Annotated in this window: 15 protein-coding genes; 8 read left to right on the forward strand and 7 right to left on the reverse strand. The window is 35.7% G+C overall.

Annotated elements, in window-relative coordinates:
• Window positions 1-28: 28 nt before the first annotated feature.
• The 6 genes from rho to B5V81_RS02145 all read left to right on the forward strand — a co-directional run bounded on the left by rho (window position 29) and on the right by B5V81_RS02145 (window position 6,995).
• Entirely contained in the window at window positions 29-1,294 is a 1,266-nt protein-coding gene (rho, locus tag B5V81_RS02120; protein ID WP_012232634.1) for a transcription termination factor Rho, read from the forward strand.
• A gap of 31 nt (window positions 1,295-1,325) precedes the next feature.
• Entirely contained in the window at window positions 1,326-2,633 is a 1,308-nt protein-coding gene (gene mnmE / locus B5V81_RS02125) for a tRNA uridine-5-carboxymethylaminomethyl(34) synthesis GTPase MnmE (RefSeq protein WP_212111731.1), read from the forward strand.
• A gap of 106 nt (window positions 2,634-2,739) precedes the next feature.
• Entirely contained in the window at window positions 2,740-4,608 is a 1,869-nt protein-coding gene (gene mnmG / locus B5V81_RS02130; protein WP_212111733.1) for a tRNA uridine-5-carboxymethylaminomethyl(34) synthesis enzyme MnmG, read from the forward strand.
• Complete coding sequence (gene rsmG, locus B5V81_RS02135) at window positions 4,608-5,255, forward strand: 16S rRNA (guanine(527)-N(7))-methyltransferase RsmG (protein ID WP_212111735.1); 648 nt, start codon at window positions 4,608-4,610, stop codon at window positions 5,253-5,255. The genes mnmG and rsmG overlap by 1 nt, the downstream gene beginning before the upstream one ends.
• Before the next feature lie 6 nt (window positions 5,256-5,261).
• Window positions 5,262-6,059, forward strand: coding sequence for a ParA family protein (locus B5V81_RS02140; RefSeq protein ID WP_039759463.1), 798 nt, complete (start codon window positions 5,262-5,264; stop codon window positions 6,057-6,059).
• Between the two features lie 39 nt (window positions 6,060-6,098).
• Window positions 6,099-6,995 carry a ParB/RepB/Spo0J family partition protein gene (locus B5V81_RS02145; protein ID WP_212111737.1) on the forward strand — a complete coding sequence of 299 codons (897 nt, stop codon included), beginning with the start codon at window positions 6,099-6,101 and terminating at the stop codon, window positions 6,993-6,995.
• A 22-nt stretch (window positions 6,996-7,017) separates the two neighbouring features.
• On the opposite strand, the gene B5V81_RS02150 is transcribed toward B5V81_RS02145, so the two are convergent.
• The 7 genes from B5V81_RS02150 to dapF all read right to left on the reverse strand — a co-directional run bounded on the left by B5V81_RS02150 (window position 7,018) and on the right by dapF (window position 13,449).
• Window positions 7,018-7,488 carry a hypothetical protein gene (locus B5V81_RS02150; protein ID WP_212111739.1) on the reverse strand — a complete coding sequence of 157 codons (471 nt, stop codon included), beginning with the start codon at window positions 7,486-7,488 and terminating at the stop codon, window positions 7,018-7,020.
• Between the two features lie 551 nt (window positions 7,489-8,039).
• Window positions 8,040-8,528 (reverse strand): BAR domain-containing protein, encoded by a 489-nt coding sequence (locus tag B5V81_RS02155; RefSeq protein ID WP_212111741.1) that lies wholly within the window; start codon window positions 8,526-8,528, stop codon window positions 8,040-8,042.
• A 2-nt stretch (window positions 8,529-8,530) separates the two neighbouring features.
• Window positions 8,531-9,292, reverse strand: coding sequence for a hydroxyacylglutathione hydrolase (gloB, locus tag B5V81_RS02160; RefSeq protein ID WP_212111743.1), 762 nt, complete (start codon window positions 9,290-9,292; stop codon window positions 8,531-8,533).
• A 68-nt stretch (window positions 9,293-9,360) separates the two neighbouring features.
• Window positions 9,361-10,047, reverse strand: a complete 687-nt coding sequence (locus tag B5V81_RS02165; RefSeq protein ID WP_212111745.1) for a septation protein A — start codon at window positions 10,045-10,047, stop codon at window positions 9,361-9,363.
• Window positions 10,044-11,300, reverse strand: a complete 1,257-nt coding sequence (gene ftsY / locus B5V81_RS02170; protein ID WP_212111747.1) for a signal recognition particle-docking protein FtsY — start codon at window positions 11,298-11,300, stop codon at window positions 10,044-10,046. The genes B5V81_RS02165 and ftsY overlap by 4 nt, the downstream gene beginning before the upstream one ends.
• 14 nt (window positions 11,301-11,314) lie before the next feature.
• Window positions 11,315-12,598, reverse strand: coding sequence for a tRNA (N(6)-L-threonylcarbamoyladenosine(37)-C(2))-methylthiotransferase MtaB (gene mtaB / locus B5V81_RS02175; protein WP_212111749.1), 1,284 nt, complete (start codon window positions 12,596-12,598; stop codon window positions 11,315-11,317).
• Entirely contained in the window at window positions 12,598-13,449 is an 852-nt protein-coding gene (dapF, locus tag B5V81_RS02180) for a diaminopimelate epimerase (RefSeq protein WP_212111751.1), read from the reverse strand. Before dapF ends, mtaB begins: the two co-directional genes overlap by 1 nt.
• Window positions 13,450-13,674: 225 nt before the next feature.
• Between dapF and B5V81_RS02185 the strand changes: the two genes are divergently transcribed.
• Both B5V81_RS02185 and zapE read left to right on the forward strand, forming a co-directional pair.
• A complete protein-coding gene (locus B5V81_RS02185; RefSeq protein ID WP_212111753.1) occupies window positions 13,675-14,220 on the forward strand; it encodes an AprI/Inh family metalloprotease inhibitor in 546 nt (181 codons plus the stop codon).
• Between the two features lie 100 nt (window positions 14,221-14,320).
• Window positions 14,321-15,520 carry a cell division protein ZapE gene (gene zapE / locus B5V81_RS02190; protein ID WP_212111755.1) on the forward strand — a complete coding sequence of 400 codons (1,200 nt, stop codon included), beginning with the start codon at window positions 14,321-14,323 and terminating at the stop codon, window positions 15,518-15,520.
• Window positions 15,521-15,694: the final 174 nt, after the last annotated feature.

Raw genomic sequence — 15,694 nt, forward strand, 5'->3', positions numbered from 1 at the left:
TCTCTCCTTAATTAAAAGAGCATATTTCATGCAAAAAATGAAACTACAAGAACTTAAAAGCAAAAATCCCGTTGAACTTGTTTCTTTTGCTGAAACATTAGAAGTTGAAAATGCCTCCCTCATGCGCAAACAAGAATTAATGTTTGCGATTTTGAAAAAGCTTGCTCTACAAGACGTAGAAATTATAGGAGAAGGCGTTGTTGAAGTTTTACAAGATGGATTTGGATTTTTACGGTCTGCTGACGCTAACTACCTTCCTGGACCTGATGATATTTATCTTTCACCTGCACAAATCCAGTCATTTTCTTTAAAAACAGGCGATACCATTGAAGGTCCTATACGAAGCCCAAAAGAAGGGGAACGTTATTTTGCTCTTCTTAAAATTAATACGATTAATTTCGAAAAACCTGAAAAAATTCGTTATAAAATTCACTTTGATAATCTTACCCCTCTTTATTCAAATGAACGTTTTCAAATGGAAATACAAGATCCTACAGAGAAGGATATGTCATCACGCGTGATTGATTTGATATCTCCATTGGGAAAAGGACAAAGAGGATTAATTGTCGCACCTCCTCGTACAGGAAAAACGGTTTTACTTCAAAATATTGCTCATTCTATTACCACTAATCATCCTGAATGTTATCTTATTGTTCTTTTGATTGATGAACGACCAGAAGAAGTTACAGATATGCAGCGTTCAGTGAAAGGAGAGGTCGTTTCTTCTACTTTTGATGAGCCTGCAATACGTCACGTACAAGTGGCAGAAATGGTCATTGAAAAAGCTAAACGCCTTGTTGAATATGGGCGCGATGTTGTTATTCTTCTCGATTCTATTACACGTCTTGGGCGTGCATATAATACCGTTGTTCCTTCTTCAGGTAAGGTTTTAACAGGGGGGGTTGATGCAAATGCTCTGCAACGTCCAAAGCGTTTTTTTGGTGCTGCACGTAATATTGAGGAAGGTGGTTCTTTAACCATTATTGCAACGGCTTTGATTGATACAGGTAGCCGTATGGATGAGGTTATTTTTGAAGAATTTAAAGGAACAGGTAATTCCGAGATTGTTCTTGATCGAAAAGTTGCTGATAAGCGCATTTTCCCTGCTATGGATATTTTAAAGTCAGGAACGCGTAAGGAAGAGCTTCTGGTCGCACGACAAGATTTACATAAAATTTTTGTTCTTCGTCGTATTTTAGCACCTATGAATGTAACAGATGCAATTGAGTTTTTGATTGATAAATTAAAGCAAACAAAAAACAATAGTGAATTTTTTGATTCAATGAATACATAGAGTCATTAAGGTTTTTATTAGGATAGAACCTGTGGATACAATCTTTGCTGTTTCGAGTGGATTGTTACCTTCAGGGGTTGCAGTCATTCGACTTTCTGGTCCTCATGTTGTGGATATTGTTAAAACGCTTTGTGGTTGTTTACCTAAAGCACGCTTTATGCATTATGGAAATCTCATTGCTCGTGATGGAAGTTTTTTAGATTCTGCTTTAACTGTTTTTTTTCCTGCTCCTCATAGTTTTACAGGAGAGGATTGTGCAGAATTCCATTTGCATGGGGGAAAAGCTGTTGTTAATCGTTTTCTCGATGAATTATCGACATTTTCTGGATGCCGTATTGCAGAGGCAGGTGAATTTTCACGTCGTGCATTTATGGAAGGAAAATTAGATCTTGTTCAAGCAGAAGGTCTTGCTGATTTAATAGAGGCAGAAACAGAAAGCCAACGGCGTTTGGCTGTTATGGGGACAAGTGGACATTTAACAAAACTTTATCGTGATTGGCGTCAAAAGCTTATAAAAGCACGTGCTTTTATTGAAGCAGAACTTGATTTTTCCGATGAAGCAGATATTCCCAACGCAATATCTGATAAAATTTGGAAAGATGTCGAAGATCTTTGCATTTCTCTTCAAGAACATATTCGTGAAGGAGAGCGTGCAAGTATTTTACGGGATGGATTAAAAATTGTTATTGCGGGTTCTCCAAATTCTGGAAAATCAAGCATTATGAATCGTCTTGCAGGAAGATCTGTTTCTATTGTCACGGAAGAAGCAGGAACGACTCGTGATGCTTTAGAAATGAGACTTATTCTTGGTGGTTTACCTATTTTTTTAACGGATACTGCTGGTTTTAGAAAAACAGAAAATAAAATAGAACAATTGGGAATAGAAGTTGCTAAGCAGCATGTTAGAGAAGCTGATTTAGTTATTTTGGTTTATGATATGGGAAATCCTAAACAAGTTGATTTACCAGAAACATCAGCTGAAATATGGCGTGTTGGTAATAAGCTTGATCTTTATGAAAAAAATGACGAAGCCTACTCTATACAATTTTCTGCATTAACAGGTTTAAATTTTGATTATTTTATCAAACAACTTGAAGAATTTTGTTATCGTCGTGCTTCTGAAGTTGGAAATCTTGTTCCAGCGCGTAAAAGGCAACTTCAATTATTAAAAGAAACTGTTAAAGAGATTGAATTTTCTCTTGATTATTATTCTCTTGATCTTAGTTTACGCGCAGAACATCTCCGTCGTGCAAGTGATTTTCTCGGAAGAATTACGGGAGATATTGATGTTGAAGATTTACTTGATATCATTTTTTCAGAGTTTTGTGTTGGTAAATAATGATTCACGTGAAACATTGATTATTTCATAGACAGATTTAAAAGATTATGTAATTTATATTCTGTTTCACGTGAAACTTTAGAATATTCTTTATGGAATAAATTAAATGCAATCATATGATGTTGTTATTGTTGGTGGAGGTCATGCTGGCTGTGAAGCAGCTTCAGCTTCAGCGCGTGTAGGTGCACAAACAGTGCTTGTTACACATAAAATAGCAGCACTTGGAACAATGTCGTGTAATCCTGCTATTGGTGGTCTTGGAAAAGGTCATCTCGTTCGTGAAATAGATGCATTAGATGGTCTCATGGGAAGGGCAGCAGATGCTGCTGGAATTCAGTTTAGACTCCTTAATCGACGTAAGGGACCAGCAGTAAGAGGGCCAAGGACACAAGCGGATAGACAGCTTTATAAAGAAGCAATTCAAAAACTCTTAAAAGAACAAGAAAATCTTACGCTCATTGAAGATGAAGTACTTGATTTGATTGTTAAAGATCATTGCGTATCAGGTGTTATTTTAAAAAAACTAGGAGCAATTTTTTCTGGCGCTGTTGTTTTAACAACAGGGACATTTTTAAATGGCTTTATTCATATTGGTGATAAAACATGGGCTGCTGGCCGTATGGGAGATCAGTCAAGTGTGATACTTGCTGATCGTTTGAAAAATTATCATATAAAACTTGGACGATTAAAAACAGGAACTCCTGCTCGCTTAAGTAAAAAAACAATTGATTGGGATCATCTTCCAAAACAACAAGCAGATGAAAATCCTGTTCCTTTTTCTTTTTTAACAGAGAAAATTGAACAGCCTCAAATCGAATGTGCAATAACACGCACAAATGAGCAAACACATAAAATTATTCGCGAAAATATCTATCGTTCTGCTTTATATTCTGGAAATATTGAGGGATTAGGACCACGTTATTGTCCTTCAGTTGAAGATAAAATTGTTAAATTTGGGGAACGCGATGGACATCAGATTTTTCTAGAACCTGAAGGATTAAATGACGATACGGTTTATCCAAATGGTCTTTCTACTTCTCTTCCTGAAGATGTACAAATTTCTCTATTAAAAACCATTGAAGGATTGGAAAATGCAATAGTTTTGCAACCTGGTTATGCTATTGAATATGATTTTGTTAATCCACAACAATTAACGAGAAGTTTAGAATTACGCTCTTTACCAGGGTTGTTTTTAGCAGGACAGATTAATGGTACAACAGGATATGAGGAAGCAGCAGCACAAGGGCTTTTGGCTGGACTGAATGCTGCACGTAAAGTAGGTAAATTAGATGAAATACTTATAAGTCGTTCTACGGCTTATATTGGTGTTATGGTTGATGATTTGGTTTCACGTGGGGTTTGTGAACCCTATAGAATGTTTACCTCACGTGCTGAATTTCGTTTATCTTTACGATCTGATAATGCTGATACACGTTTAACACCCTTGGCACAAGAATGGGGTATTGTCAGTAAAATACGTTGGGAATGTTATCAGAAAAAACAACAACGTCTTGATCAAGCTCGATCAATATGCCAGAATCTTTTTTTAACACCTAATGAAGCTTCTGCTCGTGGATTACACGTTAACCATGATGGAATTCGGCGTTCGGCTTATGATTTTCTTGCTTATCCTCATATGACTTTAGAGCGTCTTTCACATTTTTGGCCGCAATTACGAACTATTGATTCTAAAACTGTAGAATCTTTAGAAATTGAAGCACAATATGCGGTTTATTTAGATAAACAGGCACAAGATATTGCCTCTCTTCAGAGAGATGAACGTTTAGAAATTCCTTCTTCTCTTAATATTCAGGCAATTTCAGGTCTTTCAAATGAACTTAAATCAAAAATTCAAGAAGCGTCACCTCGTTCAATTGCTGATGCACAAAAAATTGACGGCATGACTCCCGCTGCCTTATCGCTTATTATTACATATATTCAACGTCAACGACGTGAAAAGGCAAAAACAGCTTAATGAATTTTTCTACAGAACAAAAATATCAACAATTATTAAATATTGTTCCCTCTGTTTCACGTGAAACGATGGAAAATTTAATTCAGTTTGAGTCTTTAATACTTCAATGGAATGCACATATTAATTTGATATCTGCTGCAACAATACCAGATCTATGGACACGGCATATTTTAGATTCAGCACAAATTTTTCCTTTGTATAGTCATTCTTTACAGTGGTGTGATTTAGGATCAGGAGGAGGTTTTCCTGCAATTGTGATTGCTATTTTTCTGAAAGAAAAAAGAGCAGGACATATTAATCTTGTTGAAAGTAATGGAAAGAAAGTCGCTTTTTTGCGAACAGTTATTGCTCAACTTAACCTTCCAGCAACAGTCTATCACGTCAGAATTGAAGACATCTATCAAAAAATTCCTATATCCGATATTATAACAGCACGGGGATTAGCGCCGCTTAATGCTCTTTTACAGCTTATTTTTCCTTTATTAACAGAAAAAACAATCGCTCTTTTGCAAAAAGGTCGGGATTACGCTACAGAAATAAAAAATGCCTCTGCCAATTGGCACTTTGATCTGTTAAAACATAAAAGTAAAATTGATGAAAATTCTGTTATTTTGGAAATTTCTCATATTCGATCATATAGAGGGTAAAGCAAAATGAGCGAAACACGAATTATCGCTATTGCAAACCAAAAGGGTGGAGTAGGAAAAACAACCACAGCAATTAATCTTGCAACAGCTTTAGCAGCCATTGGTGAAAATGTCCTTATTATGGATGTTGATCCACAAGGTAATGCAAGTACAGGCTTGGGAATTGATCGTAATAGTCGTCCTTTATCGTCTTATGATGTTCTGGTTTCAGGCGTTTCAATTACACAAGCGGCTTTAAAAACAGCAGTACCTAATCTTCATATTGTTCCTTCTACACTCGATCTTTTAGGTGTGGAAATGGAAATTTCTTCATCACAAGATCGTATACAACGTTTACGTAAAGCTCTCTATGATGATCCGGAAATGGAAAAAAAATTCAATTATGTTTTAATTGATTGTCCACCATCACTTAACCTTCTTACACTTAATGCTATGGGAGCTGCAGATTCTGTTTTGGTACCCATGCAATGTGAATTTTTAGCGCTTGAAGGTTTAAGTCAATTGCTTGAAACAGTAAAACAAGTGAGATCCGTTCTTAATCCATCCCTAGAAATTCAAGGTATTGTTCTAACAATGTATGATGGACGTAATAATCTTTCCAATCAGGTTGTTGAAGATGTACGCTCTTTTATGGGAGATAAAGTTTATCGTACTGTTATTCCACGAAATGTAAGAGTATCAGAAGCGCCCTCTTTTGGTAAACCTGTATTGCTTTATGATCTCAAATGTGCTGGGAGCCAAGCTTATTTGCGTCTAGCATCGGAAGTGATTCAACGTGAAAAACAAGCACGTGCTGCTGCTTAGAAATATAAAAAATAATATGAAAATTCAAAGAGAAAAATTATGAATGATGATCTCTCAAAAAAAAGACTAGGACGTGGATTGGCAGCATTGATTGGAGATATCAATTTAAACAATAATCTTGCACGTTCATCAAGCTTTGATAAATTAAATGAATCTGGTAGCTTTTCTGAACGATTTATCCCTATTGAATCTATTTCATGTAATCCTCACAATCCTCGGCGTCATTTTACTGAAACAGAGCTTGATAATTTGGCTCAATCAATTCGTCAGCACGGTGTGGTTCAACCCGTTATTGTAAGGACTTTAAGAGATCATCCTCATCGGTTTGAATTGATCGCGGGTGAACGGCGCTGGCGTGCAGCACAACGTGCAAATTTAAGTCAATTACCCGTTATTATTCGTGATGTGGATGATAAAACCGCTTTAGAATTAGCTATTATTGAAAATGTTCAACGGGCAGATCTTAATCCTATCGAAGAAGCAAAAGGATATGAGATGCTTTTGAATGAACATGATTATACGCAAGTAGATTTAGCACAAGTTATTGGAAAAAGTCGTAGTCATGTTGCAAATACGCTTCGTTTATTAAAACTTCCAGAAAAAGTACAACAATTCTTAACGGATGGACAACTTTCAGCCGGTCATGCCCGTTGTCTTATAACCGTTGACAATCCACAAGATTTAGCTGAAAAAATTATCCGTGAAGGGCTTTCTGTACGTCAAACAGAAATACTTGCATATGAACAAGCTAATCCTAAAACTAAAAAACGTACCCCTATAGAGAAAAATGCAGAAACTAAATCTTTAGAAAAATTACTTGCAGATGTAATCGGGATGAAAGTTATTATTCGCCATGGTAAAAAAGGTGGAGATTTAAAAATACATTATTCTTCATTAGAACAATTAGATGAAATTTGCCGACGTTTACAAACTTAACCAATTGTTCTAAAAGGAATTTTTATTCACAATGACCTTTTAAAATTTTGATCATTCTATACATATGATTTTTAGCAAATTCTATATTACTTGAGGATATAGCGTTTTTTTCATAAGTAGAATTTTCTTCATTTGTAAGTACAATCAAGGTTTCTTGAAGTCCACGGTGAGCAATAATAAAATCTTTTGGTGTAAGATTATTCTCTCTTAAAATATTTACGAGTCCTAATTTGCTAGAAATATCGGCAATGTCATTTTCAATACTATCATTATCAGTGGTGCTATACCTTTTTGTACGTATTTTTTCTGAATTTTGAGATAATTTTTTACATTCTTTTTCAATTTTTTCTAATTTTAAAAGAAGATCTTCTGTTAAGAGATAATTTGCAATAAGAGGTGATGTAAAAGAAGGCTTATCTGTCTCTTGTTTTTTTTCTTGAGCGTATGATATAAAAAAGAAAAGAAAGAGAAAGAACAATGCAAATTTAAACATAAAAATTATCCTTTCTTTTTCGAATTTCAATAAAAGATTTTCTGTCTGGTGCTCTCTATAAAAATTATTTTTTAATATAATAGGAATATAAGGCAATTATTCGGAATGGTAAAAATATGATGATTTTTTGATAGAGTCATACCTATAACGAAGAATAGAACGCCGTTGGATTGCTCATTCACGCACCTGTTTTTAAAAGACATCGTTCAATGCGTCTGACTCCGTTTTTTGACGGAGCCCGTGAAATGATATAACGATAAAGCTCCATGAATAATATAAAATTACAAAGCTCCTCTATCCTTACGCTTATGAAGGCGTAAGCCACATCACCCCACACACTTTCAACTCTCAATGTGCGACAAAGTTCTTGGTGCTTAAGATTATTCATAAAAGGTACTTTTATTGTAGAGTTCCACGCCACACAACTCTCTCCGTTTGTAACGTGTAAGCAAATGCTTTTTATTGATTCAACATATAAAATTATCATTCTAAATCAATATATTAAGTTTATAATAGCAATGGGATGATATTTTTCAACGTTTCGTAATTGACTAGTTTTTCAAAATGAATTGCTTACAGTTTCCTGAAATATTCATTGTTTTGTAAAAATGTTTTTTAACAAATTCAAGATTTTTTAAAAATATAATATTTTTCTCAGATGAATATTCTTTTTCGTATGCAAATACAAGAAGCATTAATATTCCTTCAAGCGTTAAGGATCCAGAAGCAAACTCTTTTGGTGTGAGGTTATTTTCTTTTAAAATATTCACGAATTTTGATTTACTAGAAATATAGCTAGTGTAGTTTTCAATACTAGAGAAGATATTAGGGTCGTAAGTATAAGAATAGTTTTCTGTTTCTGAAAGTAAACTTTTACATTCTTTTTCAATTTTTTCTAACTTTAGAAGAAAATCTTCTGTTAAGAGATAATCTTTAGTAATTGGTGATATAAGAGGAGGCTTATCCGTTTCTTGTTTTTTTTCTTGGGCATATGATACAAAAGGGAAAAAGAAGAGGAGGCACAATGCAAGTTTAAACATGACTAAAAATTATCCTTTCTTTTTCGAATTTCAGCAAAAACTTCTTCATCTGTGGCATCGTTCATTGAAAGTTTTTTTCTGATTGCATCATTATCCCATCGAAGAAAGGGGTTTGTTTCTTTTTCTTGTCCTAAAGTGACAGGGAGAGTCATGGCATTTTTTGCGCGCAACAAAAAAACGTCTTCTACTCTTTGGTGGAGTTTTTTATTATGTGGATCAATTGTTAGCGCGAAAAGAGCATTGTTTTTTGTGTACTCATGTCCACAATAAAGGAGCGTTTCATCAGGAAGTTTACGAAGTTTTTTTAAAGAATTTAGCATTTGTGCGGCAGTTCCTTCAAAAAGACGTCCACAACCAAGTGAAAAAAGCGTATCTCCAGCAAAGAGTAATTTTTTTTCAGAAAAATAGTAGGACAGAGCTCCTAGCGTATGGCCTGGTGTTGAGAGAGCTAAGAGCGTGTGAGAACCAAAGAGAAATTTCTCATCAGCTTGAAGTGTTTGATCAAGATGGTGAATCTTGTCTTTTTCTGCTTCTGGTCCAATAACTATAGCGTTGTAAACTTGTTTTAATTCTGCGAGGGCTTCTACATGATCGTAATGATGGTGAGTCACAAAAATAGTGTTAAGTGTCCAATTATGGCGTTTTAAAGCATTGTGAATAGCTTTGCCTTCAGGAGCATCTATTGCGGCTGTCATTCCGCTTTTTTCGTCGTGAATGAGCACACCAAAATTATCTTTTCGGCAGATAAACTGTTCAATCAACATGTTTTTTCTCCTGAACAGTATGCAATAATAAAACCGAAAAATAATCTATGTTTATGGGTACATTTTGTTTAAGAATCAGATTTGTCCTCTTCCGTAAAAAGTCCTTTTGAATGTTTTATAATTATAGGCATTTGAGTCAGCATGAAAAGAACTGTTATAGGCATGACGCCAAATACTTTGAAACTCGTCCAAAAATTATCGCTAAAATTGCGCCAAATGATTTCATTTAAAAGGGCAAGAAAAACGAAAAAAAATGCCCAACGATAGGTGAGTTTTTGCCAGCCTAAATCATCAAGTTTTAAGGTAGAATCAAGAGCATAACGTAAAAGTGGTTTTTTAAAAAACATTCCACCAAACAGTATAAAAGCAAATAAGCTGTTAATGATTGTTGGTTTCATCTTTATGAAAGTTTCATTATGAAGCCAGAGTGTTAGAAAGCCAAAAACAAGAACAAATATTCCTGAAATAAGAGGCATAATAGGAACTTGTCTTGCAAGGATCCATGAGAAGCTTAGGGAAATAATAATCGCTACCATAAAAATAGCTGTTGCAGGGAAAATAGGCTTATTAAAATTTTGAAAAAATTCAATATTTTTTATCAACCATTCTCCCTTATAATTGGCGAAAAAGAAGGCGACCAATGGTCCCATTTCTAGGAGAAACTTAAGTGTTGGTGAGAGGGGGGGTTTTTTATTGTTGTTCATATTTTTCTCAGAATTATTGTGTGAATTAGGGTTAGATAAAGGCTGTTTCATGCATGTTTTCCTGCAATAGTTTCGGCGAAATCAGAAGCAGAAAAAGGTTGAAGGTCTTCAATACTCTCTCCTACACCGATAAAATAAACGGGTAATTTATATTTTGCTGCGATAGCGACAAGAATTCCTCCTCGCGCAGTTCCATCCAGCTTTGTCATGACTAAACCATTAACACCAGCAATATCACGGAAAATATCCACTTGGCTTAGTGCATTTTGCCCAGTCGTTGCATCAAGCGTTTGAAGAATTGTATGGGGTGCTTGGGGGGTGTGTTTTCTTAAAACACGAATAATTTTTGCTAGCTCATCCATTAATTCAGATTTATTTTGTAAACGCCCTGCTGTATCAATAATTAATACATCACTCTTTTCTTTTTTCGCTTTCTCAAAAGCATCAAAGGCTAAACTCGCGGCATCTGCTCCCAATTTTGTCGAAATAACAGGAGAATTTGTACGCTCACCCCAAATATGTAATTGTTCAATCGCTGCGGCTCGGAAAGTATCACCAGCTGCAAGCATAACTTTTAAACCCCCTTCTGTTAATTTGGCTGCAAGTTTTCCAATCGTTGTCGTTTTTCCTGTACCATTTACACCTACCAGCAAAATAACATGAGGCTTATGACTGAGATCAAGTTCTAATGGTATTGCAACAGGTTCCAGAACTTTTCTGATTTCTTCAGTGACAATAGTATGAATGTCATTTGGGGAAAGATCTCTTCCATAACGATTTGAAGCTAAAGTATGTGTGATGCGTGTTGCTGTTTCTACACCGAGATCAGCTTGGATAAGGATATCTTCAAGTTCTTGTAACGTATCTTTATCGAGTTTTCTTTTAACAAAGAGGTCGCCAATCGATCCACTTAGGCGTTGTGAAGAAAGAGATAGACCTTTTTTCAGACGTCCAAACCATGCTGTCTTTTTTTGTTCAACAGACGGTTCAGATAAAATTTCTTCATCCTTTTTTTCACGGATGGTGTTTGTGACAACAATTTTACTATCAGGGGGAATTTTACCAGAAAGAGAGCCTTTATCAGAATGCGACTCTAAAGACTGGGATTTTTCATCACATTCTACAGATCTTAAGCTTTGATTTTCTGCTTTTTCTTCTTGTCTTGCATCTGCAAAGATTTGGTTGTTTTTTGTCTTTTCATTTTCTTCTATTATATCATTTTTATCAGAAATAGAAATTTGCTCCATTTCCTGTTCTTTAGATTTGTTAAAAGAGAATATTTTTTTTATAAAAGATTTTGTCATAAAAATTTTCCTGCTCAAGCAGCATTTAATTTTGGAAGGACAGCAATTAATTTATCGCCATCATGGTCAACAATAAGGGCTTGAACAATTGTTCCTGCTTTTACACCTTTAATTTGTACAAGAGTATAATCTTCCGTTCGTCCGATTTCATCTTTTTCAACGAGAATTGTTTGCTGACTGTTTTGTAAATGAGCAAGATGTTTTTGGTAGGCTTCCTCGCCTGCTTTACGCAGTTTCTCAGCACGCAGCTTGATTATTTTACGATTGATTTGTGGCATACGTGCGGCAGGTGTTCCTTCTCTTGGACTAAAAGGGAAAACATGAAGGTGAGTTAAATGACAATCTTTTATTAAAGCGAGACTGTTTTGAAACATCTCTTCTGTTTCTGTAGGAAAACCAGCAATTAAGTCAGCACCATAAACCATTGTAGGACGTTTGGCACGCAATTCTTGGCAAAATTGAATAGCATGTTCACGCAAATGTCGCCGTTTCATCCGTTTTAAAATCATATTATCACCTGCCTGCAAGGATAAATGTAAATGGGGCATAATCCTTTTTTCATAAGCTAAAAGATTTATGAGTTCTTCGTCTGCTTCAATAGAGTCAATAGATGAAAGACGTAACCGAGGCAAATCAGGGACATGATGCAAAATGGCTGAAGTTAATTTTCCTAGATTAGCTTTTCCAGGAAGATCGTGACCATAACTTGTAAGGTCAACACCTGTAAGAACCACTTCTTGAATACCCACATTTGTCAGCTTTTTAATTTGTTCTATGACAGCCCCCATGGGAACTGAACGAGATGGTCCACGTCCATAAGGAATAATGCAAAATGTGCATCGATGATCACATCCGTTTTGTACCTGTACAAAAGCGCGGGTACGTTCTTGCATTGCGCTTACCATATGTGGTGCAATTTTTTTTACTTCCATGATATCATTGATACGGACCTTTTCGGAATGGTTAATACCAAAATCAGGAAGTTGACGATAAGAATGGGCGTGAAGTTTATCTTCGTTTCCTAAAACGAGATCTACTTCTGTCATTGAGGCAAAATTTTGTGCTTCTGTTTGGGCAGCACACCCTGTTACAATGATACGTGCATGAGGATTTTCACGTCGCGCTTTGCGGATAGCTTGTTTTGCTTGTCGTACGGCTTCGGCAGTGACAGCACAGGTGTTAAAGATAATCGCACCATCTTTGAGCTGGTCTAGCCCTGAAGAGGTACTTTCTTTGCGAATGATTTCCGATTCGTAGCTATTGAGTCGACAACCAAAAGTTACAATTTCTATTGCCATCAAGAGTGATCCTTTTTGTAGCACCCTGTTAAAGGGTTTAAAAAACCACTAAAGTGATATTTTATTGGTCCCGTCATGATAATGTGATCATCTTCTCGATAAAAAATATTAAGTGTTCCCCCTGGTAAGGTTACATCGATATGGCGCTGTGTCAGACCACGTCGATAAGCTGCCACTGCACTGGCACAAGCAGCACTCCCACATGCTTGTGTTAATCCTGCTCCTCGTTCCCATGTGCGTAAATTTAGACTTTTCTTTGATGTTATGCAAGCAATGGAAATATTACACCGTTCTGGAAACAGGGGATCATGTTCAAGTTTTGGTCCATATTTTTCTAATGGAATATATTGAATATCATTTTCAATAAAAAAGATAGCATGGAGATTGCCAATGGATATAAGGCAAGCATCTTTTAAGGGACCAGCCGTAATTTCTACGTGATTGGTATCAACTATTTCACGTGAAACAGGCATCTCTTTTGCATTGAAACTTGGGCATCCCATATCAACAGAGATGAGATTGCCAGTCTGGCGTTTTCCTTCAACAATTCCAGCAGGGGTTTCTAAACGAAAACTTTCACCAAAATTGTGGTCTGTGAGCCATGCAACGATACAGCGGGTACCATTACCACAAGCTTTAGCTTTTGAACCATCAGCATTCCATATTTCGATTCGGAAGTCGGCTTCTTTCTGGGTTGGTGTCTGGATAGCCATGATTTGATCAAAATGCATTTCGGGATCTGCCGATAAAGCAAGGATTGCTTGTACTGTGAGAGCTTGTGTGCTTTCGCGCATATCAGCAACAATAATTTGATTTCCAAGACCATCCATTTTGCTAAATGGCGTTTTCATGAAACTTCTCTATTTCTAATAATTAATTATCAAGGGATATATGACTAAAAACCTTATAAATTTCTAGTATTTAATAAACATAAAACTAAGTACATAAATTATTTTGTTTGAAATGAGTAATTTTAATCCTGTTTTTTTAATTTGTTAATTTATCTTTGTAATTATAACGAATATTCACTTAATTTTTTTGTGGGTCTATTTATTGTCGTGGGAGAGAGTACAGATATGTCGTTTTCAAAAAATTCGTTTTTCGTTGCAATGTCAACTGTAATGCTTTTAGGGGGATGTTCAACAACGCGGTTTGATAATAATGATAATAATAACGCATTAGAAGTTTTTTATCCATATCAACAAATGACAACATTGGAAGTGACAGATTCATCGTATGCTTCTTCATCGATATCTGAAGATGTAAATGCTTCGATGTATGAAAAAGGGGATTCTCAGAGCGATGGACGAATGGCTAGTCTCGAATTGCCAAGCAATGCCACTGATCTGTTTCCTGCAAGTATTGCTGGGGTATGGAATCTTTCTATGGGGGGAAAAGTTTGTCGGATTGCAACGCCACAAACAAAGTTTGGACAAGGGTACCGAGCTGGTCCTTTACACTGTCCAGGAATTGCTTCCCAAGTGAGATCGTGGGCTGTTAAGGGAAAAAGATTATATTTTTATAATAACTATGGGCGTGTTATTATCACCCTTTATTCTTCAAATATTGATCGTTTTGAGGGACGTACACTTGATGATCATCCCGTTGTTCTAAGACGTTAGATCATTTTTTGACCGCTTATGAAAAAAATAAGCTATATGGGCAGATTCGTGAAAAGTATTGATATTTTTCATTGAAAACGGTTGGAAAAAGGTTGTTTGGATGGTTCTCGTTTCAACGCGCTATAAGGAGCTGGTTTCTGAAGGGAAAATCCGTTTTGATCCAGCTCAATTAGCTGTAACAGAGTACTTTGACCATTTATTAAAAAAAATTTCGGAACAAAATGTTTCTCGTCCTTGGTTTTCGATATTTTGTTTTTTTTTAAAAAGAATATTTAAAAAGAAAAGAAAAAATGTTTCTTGTGTTGCAAAACAAGGGGATGAAAATGGCTCTTTTCAGGGATTGTATATTTATGGTGAAGTAGGACGGGGTAAAACCATGCTCATGGATTTGTTCTTTTCTTGTTTGCCTAAGAACCAAAAAAAGCGTGCTCATTTTAATGATTTTATGGCTGATGTGCATGAGCGTATTAATTTTTATCGTCAAGCATCTGAGCGTGAAAAATCTAAACAAGATAATCCTATTTTAGCTGTTGCTGAAGATCTTGCACGAGAAGCAAAAGTGCTTTGTTTTGATGAATTCAGTGTAACAGATATTGCTGATGCTATGGTGTTGGGGCGGTTTATTTCTGCTTTGTTTGATAAAGAAATTTTCTTTATTGCGACTTCAAATGTGGCGCCGAATAACCTTTATTATAATGGTTTAAATCGTGAACTCTTTTTGCCTTTTATCCAAACTTTAAAAGCCTATGTTCGTGTTGTTAATCTTGATGCAAAAACGGATTATCGTCTTGAAAAGTCAAATCTACAGCCTGTGTATGTAACCCCATTAGGGAAAAAAGCAGATGGATGTATGGATCAAGCGTGGGAACTTGTGTTGCAAGGACATAAGGAAATATCTGATGAGCTTTCTATAAAAGGGCGCCTTATCCCTATTCCCCGTTTTGGTGCGGGATGTGCACGCTTTGATTATCGAGATTTGTGTGCACAGCCTTTGGCAGCGGCTGAGTATTTGGTATTAGGCGAGCGTTATCATACGATTTTTATCGATAATGTACCGATCATGGATGATACATGTCGCAATGAAACAAAACGGTTTATTTTGCTTATTGATATTCTTTATGAACGCCACATCCGGTTATTTATGTCGGCAGCAGCAGGTGTGGAGCATTTGTATAAGGGACATGCTCAGACTGCGGAAACATTTGAATTTCAAAGAACACAGTCACGTCTTTTTGAAATGCAAAGCTACGATTATTTGAAGTTTTGGGAAGAACATTTTCTTTTGAAGAAGAAGCATTGATTATACTTTTACCTTTACGTAAACTGTAAAAACTATAACTCTTTGAAATTAAAGAAATGTAATAATTCTGTTGTATTTTTTTTAAATTCACTTTATCGATACATCATGATAATTTTCTAATAGTTATTTCTGCGGAGGGTTGTTGTTTTTATAAAGAGAGAAATTTTTAAATTT

The sequence above is a fragment of the Bartonella queenslandensis genome (assembly GCF_018155095.1).
Lineage (GTDB): Bacteria > Pseudomonadota > Alphaproteobacteria > Rhizobiales > Rhizobiaceae > Bartonella > Bartonella queenslandensis_B.